This window comes from Paenibacillus sp. J22R232 (genome assembly GCF_056269165.1).
Genome location: NZ_JBWDNK010000004.1, coordinates 348,871 through 366,587, shown reverse-complemented (window position 1 = coordinate 366,587; position 17,717 = coordinate 348,871). Strand labels below are relative to the sequence as shown.

Sequence of the window (17,717 nt, the reverse complement as noted above, 5' to 3'; positions counted from 1 at the left end):
GACTGCGCTCGGCGGGCTTTGTTCAATATAGAAAAGGTATATCCTTAGGCTATACCTTCCTATATTTCTCGGAATGAAACGAGCCTCGCCGCCAAAGGACGGCGATAGCCGTTTCACCTTGGTTGGTTGCCCTTAGGCTTTGGACGGATCAAACGAGCTTTTCAGCGAAACGATTCGGTTGAAAGCAAGCTTCTCTGCCGTCGTATCCTTAGGGTCTACATTGAAGTAGCCATGACGGAAAAATTGGAACTTATCGCCGCCTGCGGCTTCTTTCATGTTCGGCTCCACGAAGCCTTGCAGCACCTCAAGCGAGTTCGGATTGATGCATTCAAGGAAAGGCTTGCCTTCCTCTTCTGCCTCGCTTGTAATGAGCGGCTCGAACAAGCGGAAATCCGCTGCTACCGCTTGTGTCGCTTCTACCCAGTGAATCGTGCCCTTCACCTTGCGCTCATTAAAGCCCGAGCCGCTCTTCGTCTTCGGATCGTAGGTGCAGCGCAGCTCAATAACTTGGCCCGCCTCGTCTTTGATGACCTCTTGGCAGGTGATGAAGTAAGCATGCTTAAGACGGACCTCGTTGCCAGGGAATAGACGGAAATATTTGTTTGGAGGATTCTCCATGAAATCGTCTTGCTCAATGTACAGCTCGCGCGAGAACGGGATTTGGCGAATGCCCATTTCCTCGTTCTCTGCATTGTTCTCCGCGTCCAGCAGCTCGGATTGTCCTTCCGGATAGTTCGTAATCACGACCTTCAACGGACGAAGAACCGCCATCGTGCGAAGCGCCTTCAGTTTCAAGTCTTCTCTAATGAAATGCTCCAGGTTGCGCTCGTCTACGAGACTATTGCTCTTGGATACGCCGATCTCCCGGCAGAATGCGCGCATGGCTTCGGGCGTGTAGCCCTTGCGGCGCAAACCGCTGATCGTCGGCATGCGCGGATCGTCCCAGCCGTCTACGACCGCTTCGTCTACCAATTGTTTCAGCTTCCGCTTGCTCATTACCGTATTGGTAACGTTAAGACGCGCGAACTCATATTGGCGAGGTACCGCTGCCATCTCGCACTCGGCGACCGTCCAATCATACAATGGGCGATGGTCCTCGAATTCCAGCGTGCAGATGGAATGCGTAATGCCTTCGATCGCATCGCTCAGCGGGTGAGCGTAGTCATACATCGGATAGATGCACCATGCATCCCCTGTCCGGTGGTGATGCGTATGCGCAATCCGGTACAGCACGGGATCGCGCAGCGTAATGTTCGGCGAAGCCATGTCGATCTTGGCACGCAGCACTCGCTCGCCGTCTTTGAACTCGCCAGCGCGCATACGCGCGAACAAATCGAGATTCTCCTCTACGGAACGGCTGCGGTACGGGCTCTCTTTGCCCGGCTCAGTAAGCGTGCCGCGGTACTCGCGGGTTTGCTCTGCCGTCAAGTCACAGACGTACGCTTTCCCTTTCTTAATCAACAGCACCGCACGGTCATAGAGCTCTTCGAAATAATCCGATGCAAATCGAAGGTCATCCCATTCGAAGCCCAGCCAGCGGACATCCTCTTGAATGGATTCTACGTACTCGGTATCCTCTTTAAGAGGATTCGTATCGTCAAAGCGCAAATTGGTCCTGCCCTTGAATTCATCCGCGAGCTCAAAATTCAGGCAGATCGACTTGGCATGTCCAATATGCAAATAGCCGTTAGGCTCAGGCGGGAAACGCGTCACAACTTCCTGCACATGGCCGCTCTTCAAATCTTCGACTACAATGTTTTTTATGAAATTCGAGGATGATGACTTATTCTCTACAGCATTCTCCATCTGCGACCAACCTTTCCACGAAAAATATTTATCCTCTTATAATACACAAATTCCCGCAAAATTATAATACTATCCAAGATCACGCCCGTTAATAGAAACGGAAGCACCCCGCTGTGAGCCAAAATATATGCGCATGCGTACATGCACCGTTCGCATAGGCTTCATACAAAGCGAATACACGAACATGACACGAGCGGATGGAAGGTGAAAAGACAGTGGCCGTTTCTTCCTTTGTGATATTCCCGGACGGGGGCTGGAACAATCTCCCCGCCCTCTTTCAAAGATTGTTCGAGGAGCTTGGCAAACAGCATTCCGTTTATATCGTATCCGCGGAGCCGGTCTCCTCGCAGGCAGCCGTAGCAATCCAAACGCTATCGCTCGACCAAGTCGACACGTTTGGCTGGGAGGAAGCGGCAGCCGTTGTTCTGCATCCCTGCTGGATACAAACGGCGATGGCTGCCGGTCCCAAGCAGCTGATTGCCATGCCGGACTCCCCGCAGCAGGGCGAGCCGCCACTTTGGACAAAATGCCGGAAATGGCTTTGTGCCCATGCCGACTTGATCATTACGGATGCGGAGCCATATTATCTGGAGCAGGCGTTTTGCATGGAGCATGTATTCTTGCTCGACGGGCGCGACGAGGTGACCGATTTACTGGCAAGGCAAGCCTTTGGCTGGATACTTAGCGGCTTCTCCCCGAAGCCGCTCGTTCGTTTGCAGCAGCGCTGCCTTGCGGAATGGCACAGCAAGCGGCTGACCGGCGATGCGAAGAGCGCTCGCGGCGACAAGCTCTCCTTTTATTTTTTCCATGCCGTTTATCGGTACCTTGTCTATGATTTGGAACGGGCAAGAGAGTCGGCTCTAGCGGCATTCGAGCTTGCCGTATTGGAAGGAAAAGCGGATGCGCTGTCCACCTACTACCGGTTTTTGTCCGCCATTGAGGTGAAGCAGGGACTCACCAGACAGGCCGTGCAAACCTACAGCTTCTCTGCTGTTACCGAAGAGGAGAAGCGCACGGTCGATTTTCTGGATGAATGGCTGAAGGAGGGGAAAGACGGGCTCGCAGGCGCGCTCCTCTACCGGTTGAATGATGATTTCAAGCAGTCCATGGAGAGGCTCGAGCTGCTCAAGGCCGATCCGATGGCGCAGCGGCTGTCGATCGAATGCTGCATCCAAACGGGACGCCTCAAGGAGGCCCTCGGAAAAACGGCGAGGGAGCAGCTGAGGCAAGGCGATGACGAACAGCAGTATTTGCTGCTTCGCGGAACATCGGCTCTGCTTGCGGGACAAAGGCATGAGGCGATTCATCGCTTTTTAGAGGCTGCGGAACACCGGATCGAAGCTCTGGGCAATATCGCCGAGATTGCCGCACTGGATGCAGCCGTTCAGGAGCTGTTCAGGGGATCCAGTCTTGAAAGCAGCCATCGTTAAGCTGGAGGAGGACATCGCAATGGACGACGGACGCATTTGGCGACGCAAAAAAAGCGGCAATAAACTGACTGCGATCATGCAGGTCAGGAATGAGCAAGGGCGCTACTTGGAAGCGGTTCTTGCCGAGCTGTCTCGGTTTGTCGATGAAATTGTCATTGTCGATGACGCCAGCACCGACGGCACTTGCGAGCTGTGCAGCTCCTTCAGCAAGGTGGTGAAGCTTGTCCGCCTGGAGAGTTCCCTGTTCCGCACGGAATGGCAGCTCAGAAAACGGCTTTGGGATGAAGCAGTCGCCACCTCCCCCGACTGGATTCTTTCCGTGGATGCCGACGAAATCTATGAGCAGCGCGCCGCCTTGTCCATTCGAGAACTCATTGACCAAGACCAGTACGACTGGGTAGGTTACCGCATGTATGATTTCTGGGGCTCGCTTACCCATTACCGCGAGGATGAATGGTGGACGCTGCACAAGCGGCATACGATGACCTTGATCCGCTACTTGCCAGGCTTTCATTATTATTACCCGCAGTGGGAGCATCATGTCCCACGTTTGCCGGTCACTGCCGCCGCTCTTCCTGGAGTATGCACGGAATTTCGAATCAAGCATCTCGGCTGGGCTGGCAGCGATGCCGACCGACGAGCCAAATACGAGCGTTACAAGCAGCTAGATCCTTTCGGCAAGTGGGGCAGCCTCGCGCATTATGAATCGATACTCGATCCCAAGCCCCGCCTTGTGCGCTGGCATGAAGAGGTGATTGAATGACGAATGATCCGAAGCTGGACACCGTCACCATCCTGACCCACAGCTATCTGGACGGCTATACGCAAAATATAACGAGACCGTTCGGCGGGGGGCTCGAGCGGTACATCCATTCGCTATGCCGCGTCATTATGAAGATGGGACTGCAGCCTGTCGTCTATCAGCTCTCTTATTTCGGTGCGTTCAAAACCGTCTTCGAAGGCGTTCAAGTACGCGGCTGGACATATGAAACGGATAAAATCGCCGCTGCTTTTGAGGAAATGGCGGAAGCCTCGGAAGGCATCCTCATATATGGCAGCTGCATTTGGCACCCGATTCGATACCGTCCGGGCAGCATCGGCATATGCCATGGCATTAGCTGGGATCGGCATGACATGCCGCGCGACACGAAGCAGGAGGTAGCCGCTATCATTCACGGTGCCGTGCTCCAGCTGGACCTTGTCGTTTCGGTAGATTCGCAGTTTCTGACGTATTGCCGTTCCGTATGCTGTTATCCCGATCCAACTCGCATATGCTTGCTTCCGAACGCCGTAGACACGGAGTGGTTTACGCCAATGGAGCACGCAGGCCCTGCTGGGGGAGGTGGCAGTCTTGCTAGCGAGACTGGAAGCGATGAGGGTAGCGAGAGTTTTGGAGGTGCAGGAAGTCGTATAGGGGCGGAGAATAATCGGGGTTTGGTGAGCAACGTAGGGGCGGAGAGCAATCGGGGTTTGGCGAGCAAGGTAGGGGCGGAGAGCAATCGGGGTTTGGCGAGCAAGGTAGGGGCGGAGAGCAATCGGGGTTTGGCGAGCAAGGTAGGGGCGGAGAGCAATCGGGGTTTGGCGAGCAACGTTGGTACGGAGAGTAATGGAGCAAGCTCCAAGCAGCTTCGCGTTTTGTTTCCGCGCAGGCTTAGCTTTGAGCGGGGCATCGTGCCAATGATGCTGGTAGCCACGTCGCTCCTACAGGAATACCCCGGCGTTACCGTCGAATTCGCCGGAGAGCTGGTCGAGAAAACACCGGTCGCGATTGCCTTTCGCCTTTGGCTGGACTCCCACCCGCACCGCGGCCGAATTGAGCAGCGCATCTATTCCTTTGACGAAGTACGCACAGCTTACCGGAATGCGGATATCGCGGTCATTCCGACTATTTTCTCGGAGGGGACCTCCCTTGCCTGCTTGGAAGCGATGAGCTGCGGGATACCCGTCGTGTCCAGCAACGTCGGGGGCTTGAACGATATCGTCATCGACGGCTTGAACGGCCGGCTTGTCCCGCCGCGGGCCGAAGCATTGGCGGCTGCCGTAAAAACACTGCTGGACGATGAAGCGCTGCGCCTCTCCATGGGGAAGCTCGCCCGGCTTACCGCGCTTGCTTTTGACCAGCGCAAATGGCATGCACAGTGGACGGCAATTATTCAAGCGCAGCGGGAGAAACAGCAGCTCGACTAATGGCGCAGCGGGTGGGATACACGGGGCAATTGCTCCGATGCCTCCCGCTGCACCGATCATAGGCAGCCGGACGATTCTAAGAAAACAATGCGGATACGGCTCTCAGCTTGAGCTCCGCTTCGATCTGCAGCGCCGGCAGCGCCCCGCATGCCTGCGCTGGCAGCGCGGCGCGGGCGCGCGCCGCGAATGCAGCCGCTAGCCCTGCCGCGGCTGCGCGCGCAACCCATGGCGCAGCCGCCGCGTCAGTCGCGGCTGCGCCAAAGCTGCCCGCCGCCGCGCGCCAGTCGGCTGCGGCGGCTGCAAGCACGCCCGCGGCGAGCCTCGCGGGCGCAGAGCTGCCGCTCGCGAGCGTGCTGCGCAGCGCTGCGCGGCAAGCCTGCGGTGCGCGAATAACCGCGCACCACAGCAGCGGCGGCAAAGCCGCACCGCTGTCGCTCGCAGCGCGGAACGCGCTCCATGCTCGCCAAGCGCCGACGCGCAGCAGGGCTTGCTCCGTCGCAGGCGCCCATTCCTCGGGCGCCGTCGCTCCGCGAAGCTCCAGCGCCTTCAAATAAACGGCGCGCCGCTCGTCATCCTCCGGCAGCCGCTCCCACAGCAGGCGCCCATCCTCCAATCGGCCTTGCTGCACGCAAAACAAGCCCCGCCAGAATAAAGCATGGCTATCCGCTCCTTCATTAGAAGCTGCAAGCACAAGCCCGCTGACCGCCGAGCTTTCTCGCTCGTCAGCTTCTTCGCCATCCGCCTGCACAACGCCCGCGTCCGCCATCCGTTCAAGGAGCGCCGTGCATATTCGCCGAATCGATTGTTTTCCTAATCCATCCTTCATTTGAATCGCGCCAACCGCCATCAGGAATCGATGCTTATATCGCCCATCGATGGCGCTTAGCAGTATCAACCGTTCCCAAGCGGGCATATAAGCAGGCTGCAGAGTAACCGAACGCATATAATCGTTCCATGCATCCTCCCATTCATATATCCGCTCGCTAGCAAGCCCTGAAGTATATAGCGTCCGGTAACTGCCCGCTCCAGGAGCCGTCGAATACTGGGCCGGCGTCAAGCCAAGCTCCAAAGCTTGCTGCAGTACGCGAAGCGCGGCAGCGTTTTTATCTTGCTCCAGCTGCGCCAATGCCAACGCCTCGTACAAATCCGGGAAATCCGCGAATCCCAAGTTCTCGATTCCGCTTCTTGCCCACGCCTCCGCTTCGACAGGCCTTCCCAAAAAGCGCAGCGCATGGCTCAGCTTCAATAAAAGATCGGATGCGTAGCCCTGTTCAGGCTTTAACGACTGGGCAAGCGGCGCCAGCCAAGCAGCCGCGCCGCTCCAATTGCCGTAAGTAAAGCATTCTGTACCCATCGCATAGTGAAGCATGGCGTCTTCCGGATTTCGTTCAATTTCCTGCATGAGAATCCTGCCGTTTCGCTCCCGCTTGCCTTTTGCCTCCACCACCTCAGGACGATAGCCCTCATGCCATACTGTAAGCGGGGCGTAACCCAGCCTTTGCGCTCCAAGCTCCGACACGCTCGTCGCTACCTCTTCATGCAGCGCGCCCGTAAAGCGAATGCGCGGATCATTGCGAAACAAGCGGCATACCGCATCGCTTATATAGGATTCGGCTGGCTCAAGCTGCTTCTCGTTTGCGGCCGCTGTCCCAATCCAACTACACAGCCTCACGTAATACCCCGCAATCGCTTGGTCCGCAAGCAAGCTCTCCCATACCTGAAGCGGGCATTCGTCCAAACGCTCGTCGGCATCCAATACCAACACCCATGGCTGTGCAGCCAGCTTTAGCCCTTCGTTGCGTGCCGCCGCGAAGTCATCGCTCCACTCTATGCGGACAACCGCCGCTCCAAAGCGCTCAGCGATTTCTATCGTGTTGTCGCATGATCCCGTGTCCACCACAATGATTTCCGATACATAGTTTTTGGCCGAAGCCAGACAAGCCTGCAAAAAGCGCTCCTCGTTCCGCACGATCATGCACAGCGAGACAGGCAGCTGATTCCTTCCAAGAACGCCATGCTTGAAGCCATCTTCCCATTTCTCTCCATCCTTCATCCGCGACTCCCCCAGCCTTCCTCGCATGGGAGAAGCAACCGGATCACGGCGAGTGCTTTAACAGGGAAGGTTTCCTCCAGGGACGATACAAACGGTACAGCATTTTGCCTCATGCCTGTGTCAGGGCTTAGAACGAGCTGCAGCTGCTCCAAATGGTAGTCTGCGCGTTCACGCAAGCTTGCGTATCCCTTGCTAGGTTCAGCCTCTTGATCATCAACAGCTTTCACTGCCCCATGCTCCGCCTGCTTGATCCATTGTGCCAGAGCCAGTGAGGCTTCACTGCCAAACTGAACCGCATGCCAACTGACCCAAGCCTTGGCCGCTTGCAAACAGCCGCTTGCGGACATAATAGCAGCCACCTTGATGACCGCCTCTTCGCTGCGGCAGGCAAGCTGAGCCGCAAGAATCGACGCGATGCGAGCTTCCTCGCCAGCTATTCGCAAATATCTGCAAAGCCTATATAAAGGAGGCGTAAGGGTGGGATGAAAACGGAGCGCGGCAATGTAAGCCTTAACGACTCCCGGCGTATCCAGCTGCATCTCTTTAAGTCGACCTAGCATATAGGACGTGCGGTTTGTGCCAATGCCGTCCTCCGTATGGTATTGAGGAGGTGCAGCTCCAATTCCGAGCGCCGCTGCCGCAGAGGAAGCGGCTGCATGCAGCTGCCCGCATTGAGCGAGCGCCAACGCATGATAGTGATGGATATCCGGATAGTCGGAGAATTGTCCGGCGCCTAACCTCGCAATCTCTGCCGCTTCCGCCCATTGGCTCAAAGACAACAGGCTCCGAACCTCATATTTCACGACCAAATGCGCATAGCTAAGCTGTTCAAAGCCTTGCTGCTGGCGTGCAGTGCGGAAGGCATCCAGCGCCTTGCCGGGCAGGCCCGCCCGCAAATATTCAACGCCAATATTGTATTGGTGGAAACGGTTATCCGGTTCTTTCTGCACCGCGCGCTCAAGCAGCTCCATATTGCGCTGAAGCTTATTCTTCTGGGTAACGATATCCTGCCTGTAGCCGTAGTGGATAATTTTCGTTTCCGTTAATTGAAACACGGCCTGCGGCCATCTCCGCAATAACGATGCCGCGATCTGCTCATGTATGCTCCCCTCGAAACGGACTGAGGCATCATTTCGGAACATGCGAAGAACAGGATGGACCGTTCCCCCTCGTTCATCATCGTTTGCTCCTGTTACATTCCATATTTGCAGAAAAAGCCCTTGGACAGGCTGGCATGCCTCTGCCAACAGCTGTTTGCCGGTGTGGACATCAAGCTCCTCGTCAGCATCAAGAAATAAGACCCAATCTCCCTGCGCCAAAGCTAGACCCGTATTTCGCGCTTTGGCAAAATCATGCTCCCACTCCGCAATCACAACACGCGCACCGTAACGCTCCGCGATGGCGACCGATTGGTCCGTTGAGCCTGTATCAACCACAATAATTTCATCAACGATGCCTTGCACGCTTGCGAGACAGCGAGGAAGATGGAGCTCTTCATCTTTAACGATCATGCATAAGGAAATTAGCTTCCGCGGCTCGGCCATTCGCCCGCCTCCTTTGCATGCCATTCCACTTCGTGCGCCAGCCCAAGGCATCGATGCGCTGCAGAGCGGCAAGCAGCTTGACAGCATCAGGCTCTGCCCAGCTTCCATCCCACGACCGGCTGCCTTGTGGCCCGGCCAAATTCAGTGCCTCCAGAGCAAGACGCAAGCTTGCAGCAGCCGCTCCAAGCCTCAACCGCCTTGTGGTTTCCAATGTCTCCTGCTCCGCGAGCTCGGACACCGCTATGCCTTGCTCAAACATCCCGAGCGCTTCACTATATAGCCCTTTTAGATAGAGAAGCTCTCCGAGGCGAAGCCATTGCCCGCCCGCCAGTTCACCGGTCGCTGCATAGCTGCGCAGCATCCTCTCTGCCGCCGCATCCTTGTAGCCCTCATCATAAAGCGTTTGCTCAAAAAACAAATCCAACCGCTCATCCGCTCGAACCATTTGAGCCGCCAAATGAAGCATGCCTAGCGCCACAGCCCGCTCCATTAGTTTTCTGCTCCAGGCAGCCTTGCTCTCACGCCATGAAGCTCGCGGCACCTCCTGCACTGAAAACTTCAGCACCGCAGCCTCTATGCTCATTAAGGCAAGCTGGTCATCATCCTTCAACTCGCGAAGAAGAATTCCCTCATCCTTTAGCTTGAGCGCTAGACCTTCATTCCAGCTGCACAAAACAATATCCATAATCGCTGTCTCAATTAACCGTGATTCATTTTCAATGGCATGCCTTTTTTGCAAATCATTCATTTTCTCTGCCGCTTCTGCCAGATGCCCTTCGCCGATTAATGCCCTTGCATAAAGACATATATCCTCAGACAGCCATTCCCCCGCTTTCATCGGCGAATCCAGCCTTCTCCATAAAGGCAGCGCCGTGCCGAAAGCACCGACTCTCGTCATTGATCGGGCAATGAGAAACTGTCCTTCTGGCAGCTCGCCCGCTGCCGATAATAGCGTTTCGTGAATTTCCGAATCGGATTTTCCCGCTGCATGCTGGCATGCCGCCAAGCCATTGTATCCACGCTCCATGGATGGCTTCTCCAGCAGCACTCGTTCGAACAATAGCTGTGCTTTATCCAGCAGTTCGAGCTCAAGCCAAATTTCCGCCAGCGCGATATGCGCCAGCACGCCTCCCGCTCCAGCTTCCGCTAGATAGCCGCTGCCCGCCATCGACTCCGCCTCTATCGCCGCTTCATAGGCATGAGCGGCGTCCTGCAGCCTGCAGCCTGCGCGAAGCGCGTCGCCTCGCAGAAGGAACAAATCCGCATAATCGCTGTATCGCAGCGTTTCCTCCTCGAGAAGGATTTCCGCTTGCTCGGTTCGCCGAAGAGCCAAGAGCACCTTTGCATAGTCCCTCACGAGCGTAGGGCGGAAAGGAGCCTCCAGCTCCACTGCGGCAAGCGAGCGTCCAAAAGCTTGGCAGGCCTCAACCAGCTTTCCAAGCTGACATAACGCTACTCCGTAATTGTACAGGCAAAAAGGATCATTGGGACGCTTGGACAGCTGCCGCGCAATGATCCTTTCATTTCTAATCACCTTTTCCTTGCGTACCAATACGGCTGGCATATAGCCGTCATGCCGAATGACGATGCCGCTTTGAGAAAGGGGTCCATCCACATCCGTCTGCCGGTTTGCCCTGGCTCTATTCCCGGCGAACCGGACGAGCTGTTCATGTATTTCTCCCGTATATGCAAAGCCCCGGTCAGCCCGGAAGATCCTCAGCGCCTCATTTCGGATCTTGGCTCCTGCGGCATCCGTTTCCAGCATATGCTCCATCCTTACCCGCAAAGCTGCTTCTGGCGTGTGCCTCAGCTCTTCCCTTAACTGCATGCCAATTTGTGCAGGGCAATCCACCCACTCATCGGCGTCGAGAACAAGCACCCATAGGGTTCGGGCATTCAAGAGAACTTTATTTCGAGCTTCAGCGAAATCGTCTTCCCATTCTATCTCCAGAACCCGGGCACCAAAGCGCAGCGCAATCTGTTTCGACTCATCCGATGATCCTGTATCCGCCACTATGATTTCATCCGCGAATGCCTTCACGCTTTTTAAACAGCGCTCCAGCACATCAGCCTCGTTACGTACAATTAAATGTACCCCGAGCAGCATGCGATACCCTCCCACATGTTTAAGCATTTGACAAAATCTAAGGCGTTAAGTCCCTTGTCCGTTGAAATAAGCGTCAATCGTTGTCGGCAATCCCGTTGCGCTCGAACGGTACGCAAGCCTTGTATATTTCAAAAACCGCTGCGGAACAAGCACATCCACCGAACCGACAGCTACGCCTGTCACCGTATCCACATCGGCATACCAGTTCGTTCCATTCGCGCTGATTTCCACTCGCGCATCGGCAGCGTTCGCGCCAGGACCTCTGTTGTAAACGAAGAATGAATACGTCCCGAAAACGCTCGTCGTTACAGTCGGCAATGCCGTAAAGGCGTCTGCCGTAACGATGTTCAGGCTGCTCGTCTCCTGGAAGCTCTTCTGCGATATCGACGTGACACTGCTTAGCGTTCCTGCAGTGATTGTCGCTCCGAGTACGCTGTTGATCGTTCCTGCTGTTATCGTTGCTCCGAGTACGCTTGTGATTGTTCCTGCCGTGATCGTTGCTCCGAGTACGCTTGTGATTGTTCCTGCTGTGATTGTTGTACCCAATACACTCGTAATCGTTCCTGCCGTTATTGTCGCTCCAAGCACGCTATTAACCGCATCCAACGTTCCCGCTGTTATCGTTGCACCAAGTACGCTGTTTATTGTCCCTGCCGTGATAGTCGTGCCTAACACGCTCGTTATCGTTCCTGCCGTTATTGTCGCTCCAAGCACGCTATTAACCGCATCCAACGTTCCCGCTGTGATCGTGGCTCCAAGCACGCTGTTGATTGTCCCTGCTGTAATTGTCGTGCCTAGCACGCTCGTTATCGTTCCTGCCGTGATTGTCGCTCCAAGCACGCTATTGACCGTATCCAACGTTCCCGCCGTTATCGTTGCACCAAGTACGCTGTTGATCGTCCCCGCTGTGATTGTCGTGCCTAACACGCTCGTAATCGTTCCTGCTGTTATCGTGGCACCTAACACACTCGTGATCGTTCCTGCTGTGATTGTCGTGCCTAGTACGCTTGTGATCGTTCCTGCCGTTATTGTCGCTCCCAGCACGCTATTAACCGCATCCAGCGTTCCTGCTGTTATCGTGGCACCAAGCACGCTATTAACCGCATCCAGCGTTCCTGCTGTTATCGTGGCACCAAGCACGCTGTTGATCGTTCCTGCTGTGATTGTCGTGCCTAACACGCTCGTTATCGTTCCTGCCGTTATTGTCGCTCCCAGCACACTATTAACCGCGTCCAACGTTCCCGCTGTTATCGTGGCTCCAAGCACGCTGTTGATTGTCCCTGCTGTAATTGTCGTGCCTAATACGCTCGTTATCGTTCCTGCCGTAATCGTTGCTCCCATTACGCTATTGATGGTGCTGAGGGTACCCGCCGTAATCGTAACACCCATAAGATTGCTGATCGTTCCGTCTAACATAATATTCACGATATGGCCAGCGGTGTCCGTCGCTAAGGCCTGCGCCGTATCTGTACTGTCCTTCCCGAATATGAGCGTGCGCAGATTATCCGGATTGGGGTTAAACGATGAGAAGTTTGGCATTTTTCTTCACCTTTTTCTTGTTGGAATAGGAACGGTCACGAGGGAGAACAGGTCACCTAGCCAGCTGTGCTTGAAAATAAACTTGCAGCTTTGTCGGCTGCCCCTTCTGCTTCGATTTCAATGTAAGTCTGGAGTAGCGCATAAATTTTGAAGGGACGACGATCTCCGTGACCCCCTTTTCAACTACCCCCTCCATATCAATCGCGTAATCAAAGCCGTTGGGGCCCACTTCAAGCCTAAGTACAGCCGGATTTTCTCCACGGTTTACAATGGCGTACGAATACATCGTCTTATTCGAGGTATCTTGCATGGGGAGCGGCTTGAATTGATCACTCGTCTGCAAATCCTTATACACCGTTTCACAAAAACTGCTGGGCACGCATTTCTCCCTATGCTTTCGATGACTGCATTTTGATTTGCATTTTGATTTGCATTTTGATTTACACTTAGATTTGCATGTCGCTTTGCACTTCGATTTTCCCGGCTTTGCTGAGGTTCCCTTGTTGCGCCCCTTGCTGCGGCCCCTTCTCCTACCAGTCCTTTCACACCGATTCGCCGATTTTGGCATCTGCATTTCTTCCCCTCGTGTCCATGCTTCGATAATCTATGTCATCTCTACGAAATTCGAAACGGCGATTGTTCCGCCACTCATACACCCAAATCATGTTTTCTCCGTATTCCCCCATACAATCAACCACGAAACGCCATATACTACTAGAAATACAAGCATGTCAGTAGACAACGAGGTGATTCATGGTGACAAACAATTCCGTATTCAACACCGAAAATAAACCGCTTTATACGCTCATTAATAACCCTTACAGCTCCTCTGCCTCTATAGCCCCGCCAGAAGCAGACGCGTCAAGCAATGGTCGGCTGTTTATGGTCACTACCGCAAACGCCGCCATAGCTGGCGGCTCCAATCAGTTGGTTCAAATTACAAATCCCAACTTAAGTGGCCGCTCGCTCTACATTTCGAGAATTTCCGGTGGGACCACCGCTGCGGCTACTCTCATTTTGTATGCCGGGGGGACCGTTACAGGGGGAACTACCCCTACTCCTTTCAACTGTCAATTCGGCAACACGACAACGAGTATCGCTACGGCTAGAACCTCTTCGGGCAGCGTTACGGGTACCCCAACCCAGTTCATGTCACTACCAATGGCTGCAGGCATGTTCAATCTAGATTTCACAGGCGGCATTATAGTCCCGCCCAACCGTTCCATTACGTTATCGCTCGGACCCGGCGCAATAACCGCTGCGACAAACATCGCTTGGTGGGAGGTCTAATATGCCGAGCTATAATCCCTTGGACAATTCCGGCAATGAGCTGTACGGTCAAGTCGTGAATAGCTATCAGGAGCCTGGAGCTGCCGCGCCTCCCGCAACGGGCGCCGCACGCGCTGCACGGTATTTCTCAACGGATGCCTCTACCAGCGCAAGCTTGGGAATATTAGGCGGTACCGTGAATACGACAATAAGGCTCAATAATCCCGCGGGCAGCGGAACAAATATTCACATCGCGAGCATCGGAGGCACAATCGATGTATCGCTCAGCCTGTTATCGGGCTTTAGCGGACAGGTCACTATGTTAAGCGGAGGAACTCTAACAAGCCCTTCTTCGATTGCGGCCTCAAATCTTTATTTAACCAGCCCCGTAACGAGCATCGCGGCAGCAACCTCGTCTACAAGCGCGCCAACTGGCGGGAACACTTTTATGATTTATCCGGCTTTCCCTTCGCCCTTCCGATTTACTTATACAGGCGGGATCATCCTTCCTCCGGGACAATGGCTTGTCGTCAATGTAAGAGGCTCCTTAACCCTGCTTGGCGTGCTTGGAACGAGAGCGAATTTAACCTGGTGGGAAGCATAAAACCATTTAAATAGACCTGAAAAAATAACTTTATTCACACATGATAAAATTTCAAAAACCGTTTAAAGTCCAGACATATGCAAATCAATTCTCTCCTCATTTTTTTATATATTTACAACTAAAGAAATTATGTAAATATAAATAAAGACCCTTACTGCAAGTAGATTAAACAAATATAAATATAATATAAATTGCATATTTACAATATTTATTTACGATATGCCTCCTTAATTTCGCTCCATCCGTTTCGCATAGAAATCCGGAACTATGATTTTAATATTTCTGTCAAAATACAACCTCTCCGCCTTCCGTCTTATCACATTGATATGAATTGAAAATGAGGGAGCACAGCTAGTAAACAATAGCCACAAGAGAGACATAGAAAGCTCGGTTCAGCAAGATAGTCTTACGATCGATATAGGGGGAAGCATGGCTCATTTGCATTAGCCTTATGATGGATACAGAGGAAGTGCGATTCGATCATGATAGCCATACGAGGGAACAAAGGGAGTACAGTACATTAGGTTAATCTTACGATGAATAAGAGGAAGTATGGATCGTTAACATTAGCCTTACGATGGATACAGAGGAAGCACGGTTAGTTAATGATAGCCCTATGGTGGACAATGAGAATGTACGGCGTCGCGAACGATTGTCTTACGGCGACACCAACAATGTGCGTGTTCGTGAACGACTATCTTATGGTGGATATAGAGGAAATACGGTTTATAAACGCTATTCTTGCGAGGTACATAGAGAGCGCATGATTCGTTTATGGTAATCGTGCGAGGTGTACAGCGGGAACCTCGTTCCAATTGGTACGAAGCTTCAGAGGCATGACTAAAGGAATGGCAAGCAAAAAGGCGATTGTCCCAAGACAATCGCCTTTTTCGCGTGTTCATAGAACCGAACCCGCTCGCATGTTCAGCATAGCTGGCATCTTTGGAACGAACTTTTGTCGAAATGACGAGCCGGTTGTTCAGAGGATTTGGCCCGAAACGCCATTTCTCTGCTCAAAACGACCTAAAAAGCCATTTTATGGGCTTTTTTTCGCCCGGAAGCCGCATGTATTTCATTTTTAACTGAGGGAGCATTAAAGCAGAGCTTCGATTTCGGCCTTCATCGCGAGTGGTTCATCGGTCGATTCGAACCGTTTAATGACATTGCCTTCCCTGTCTATTAGAAATTTAGTGAAATTCCATTTTACAGAATTTCCCTCTAGATAATGAGGCAGCTTCTCCTCTAGAAAGGCATTCAGCATTTTGCCGCTCGGCTCGCTCGTATTGAATCCTGCGAAAGGAGCTTCCTCGGTTAAATAGCTGAATAATGGATGAGCCGTTTCGTCCCGTACATCCGTCTTATCGAAGAGCGGGAACGTGACACCGTAATTGAGCTGGCAGAAGCTTTGCACATCGGAGTTCGTACCTGGCTCCTGCTCGGCAAACTGGTTGCTTGGAAATCCAAGTATTTCAAGACCTTGATCCTTATATTCTACATATAACTTTTGCAGATCCGCATATTGAGGAGTGAAGCCGCATTTGCTTGCCGTATTGACAACAATCAGCACCTTGCCTTTATAGTGCTCCATGCTTTGTTGTTCACCTTTTATTGTTTCTACGTCATACGAATAAATGCTCATTGTTTGTTTCCTCCTTCAGCTAATTGAGTTTAAATAAATTAAATTGTATACAACTAAATATAAATTTAGGATACCATGTCTGCATAGACAAGTCAAATGAATGCCATGCAGAAAGGACCGCAGATTAGCGAGTTTCTATTCGCTAATCTGCGGTCCCCTTTTCAACAACTAATCTATGATTGCGACGGTTTCTTTCTTCCGCTTAGCCACTCTGTAAACAACGCATAATCCTGCTCCACTTGATCGGCATAGGATACAGCCCAATTGGCAATCGATGTACAGAACGCATCCTCGTCATTGCCCATCGCTTTAACGATCTCGACCTCGCTGTGATACGCCAAAATGCCTTGTGTCACATCGGTATCTGCTCTCGCATGCATTTTCGCCGTTAATTTCCCCATCGTATCCGTCACGGACAGCATGTCTCCCGCCGTCTCTAGCGATTCCAGCTTTAATCTTTTTTTGTACGGCGAACGCTCACGGACATAGAAATGCCGTTCTCCGATCGACAGCCAGCCAAGATAAGGATCCGCCTCGTGATGCATCGCTTTCTGCGTCATGGTTACCCGTTTGCCTTGGTGCTCGAACATCGACCAGAACGATTCGCTATAAGGCATGAAGTATGCAGGTACCGGTACACGGACCTCTTTCACCTCAAGCACGATATCATCTTCGCCGTCCGAGCCCTCGCCGGCCTCGATTAATACATAATAGCGGTCAAGCCCAATCGAAGCTGTTCCCGAACCATGTTTGACAGCAATATCCTTCACTTTGAAGTGGCGCAATTCATCTGCGTCATCCGCGGCGACAGTTGCCAAATAATCAGGCCATGCTCCAAGCAAAGCCGCCCGCTCCCCCTCAGTAGGAGACACGATTTCATCCGTTGCGGCAAACTGGCGATGCTCCTGCACCAACGCGGTCACTTTTTCAAGGAAATGCTGATCCTTGCGCTTTTGCAGCTTTTTGAGCAGCTTCTTAACGGGACCCTCCGCCCGCTCCAAATCAACGGCATAGATGCCGGGGTCGTCCTTTCCTTTCGTGAAGCGCCGCATCTGTTTGGAATACGCCTGTAGATATGCCTCAATCCCGCTTATCTGATTGCTATAAGTCTGCCCTTTCAGCCTGCCGACAAGCGCAATGCTAACCGACATCCGCATTAGGTCATAGAGATACGAACCGAGGTAACCCTCGTCGAAATCGTTCACATCATAGACAAGCGCGCCGCGCTCATTGCGGAATGCCCCGAAATTCTCGAAATGCAGGTCCCCTTGAATCCAAGTAGGCCGATTTACCGGCGTGTGATAAGGAAACCATTCCCGCGACACGTCGAAATAAAACAAATAGGCGCTGCCCCTAAAAAAGGAAAAAGCCGTTTCCGACATTTTCGCATACTTTTCCTCACGCTTATCGCGTGTCAGCTTCATCAGCTTCTGGTCAAATTCTTGGAAGATCGCGGATAATGTCCGCCTTCTCAATTTGTTCTGGGTTAGCTTTACTCGCTCGGTCAGCTTCGGATCCATACGGTTATCCCCCTCTTGC

At 53.0% G+C, this 17,717-nt stretch carries 13 protein-coding genes; 5 read left to right on the top strand and 8 right to left on the bottom strand.

What is annotated here, in order from left to right; genetic code table 11:
- Positions 1–132 precede the first annotated feature (132 nt).
- Positions 133–1,806, bottom strand: coding sequence for a glutamine--tRNA ligase/YqeY domain fusion protein (locus tag AC0YN3_RS15395; protein WP_475775907.1), 1,674 nt, complete (start codon positions 1,804–1,806; stop codon positions 133–135).
- A 215-nt stretch (positions 1,807–2,021) separates the two neighbouring features.
- On the opposite strand from AC0YN3_RS15395, the gene AC0YN3_RS15390 reads away from it, so the two are divergent.
- The 3 genes from AC0YN3_RS15390 to AC0YN3_RS15380 are packed head-to-tail and all read left to right on the top strand — an operon-like array spanning position 2,022 to position 5,423.
- On the top strand, positions 2,022–3,236 hold the full coding sequence (locus AC0YN3_RS15390) for a hypothetical protein (protein WP_475775906.1): 1,215 nt from the start codon (positions 2,022–2,024) through the stop codon (positions 3,234–3,236).
- The gene (locus AC0YN3_RS15385) at positions 3,217–3,999 is read left to right on the top strand and encodes a glycosyltransferase (RefSeq protein WP_475775905.1); all 783 of its coding nucleotides are present in this window, start codon (positions 3,217–3,219) and stop codon (positions 3,997–3,999) included. Before AC0YN3_RS15390 ends, AC0YN3_RS15385 begins: the two co-directional genes overlap by 20 nt.
- Entirely contained in the window at positions 3,996–5,423 is a 1,428-nt protein-coding gene (locus AC0YN3_RS15380) for a glycosyltransferase family 4 protein (RefSeq protein ID WP_475775904.1), read from the top strand. Before AC0YN3_RS15385 ends, AC0YN3_RS15380 begins: the two co-directional genes overlap by 4 nt.
- Positions 5,424–5,499: 76 nt before the next feature.
- Here the strand turns inward: AC0YN3_RS15380 and AC0YN3_RS15375 are convergent, their stop codons facing one another.
- The 5 genes from AC0YN3_RS15375 to AC0YN3_RS15355 are packed head-to-tail and all read right to left on the bottom strand — an operon-like array spanning position 5,500 to position 13,045.
- On the bottom strand, positions 5,500–7,476 hold the full coding sequence (locus AC0YN3_RS15375) for a glycosyltransferase (RefSeq protein ID WP_475775903.1): 1,977 nt from the start codon (positions 7,474–7,476) through the stop codon (positions 5,500–5,502).
- Positions 7,473–9,020 (bottom strand): tetratricopeptide repeat-containing glycosyltransferase family 2 protein, encoded by a 1,548-nt coding sequence (locus AC0YN3_RS15370; RefSeq protein ID WP_475775902.1) that lies wholly within the window; start codon positions 9,018–9,020, stop codon positions 7,473–7,475. The genes AC0YN3_RS15375 and AC0YN3_RS15370 overlap by 4 nt, the downstream gene beginning before the upstream one ends.
- A complete protein-coding gene (locus AC0YN3_RS15365; RefSeq protein ID WP_475775901.1) occupies positions 8,977–11,127 on the bottom strand; it encodes a glycosyltransferase in 2,151 nt (716 codons plus the stop codon). Before AC0YN3_RS15365 ends, AC0YN3_RS15370 begins: the two co-directional genes overlap by 44 nt.
- A gap of 45 nt (positions 11,128–11,172) precedes the next feature.
- Positions 11,173–12,666 carry a DUF6385 domain-containing protein gene (locus AC0YN3_RS15360; protein WP_475775900.1) on the bottom strand — a complete coding sequence of 498 codons (1,494 nt, stop codon included), beginning with the start codon at positions 12,664–12,666 and terminating at the stop codon, positions 11,173–11,175.
- Positions 12,667–12,718: 52 nt separating this feature from the next.
- A complete protein-coding gene (locus AC0YN3_RS15355; protein WP_475775899.1) occupies positions 12,719–13,045 on the bottom strand; it encodes a DUF6385 domain-containing protein in 327 nt (108 codons plus the stop codon).
- Between the two features lie 374 nt (positions 13,046–13,419).
- Here AC0YN3_RS15355 and AC0YN3_RS15350 point away from each other — a divergent pair, with 374 nt between their 5' ends.
- Both AC0YN3_RS15350 and AC0YN3_RS15345 read left to right on the top strand, forming a co-directional pair.
- Complete coding sequence (locus tag AC0YN3_RS15350; protein WP_475775898.1) at positions 13,420–13,956, top strand: hypothetical protein; 537 nt, start codon at positions 13,420–13,422, stop codon at positions 13,954–13,956.
- A 1-nt stretch (position 13,957) separates the two neighbouring features.
- On the top strand, positions 13,958–14,539 hold the full coding sequence (locus AC0YN3_RS15345; protein ID WP_475775897.1) for a hypothetical protein: 582 nt from the start codon (positions 13,958–13,960) through the stop codon (positions 14,537–14,539).
- A gap of 1,093 nt (positions 14,540–15,632) precedes the next feature.
- Here AC0YN3_RS15345 and AC0YN3_RS15340 read toward each other — a convergent pair.
- A complete protein-coding gene (locus AC0YN3_RS15340) occupies positions 15,633–16,178 on the bottom strand; it encodes a glutathione peroxidase (protein ID WP_475775896.1) in 546 nt (181 codons plus the stop codon).
- Positions 16,179–16,351: 173 nt separating this feature from the next.
- A complete protein-coding gene (locus AC0YN3_RS15335; RefSeq protein WP_475775895.1) occupies positions 16,352–17,698 on the bottom strand; it encodes a DUF2252 domain-containing protein in 1,347 nt (448 codons plus the stop codon).
- Between the last annotated feature and the right edge of the window lie 19 nt (positions 17,699–17,717).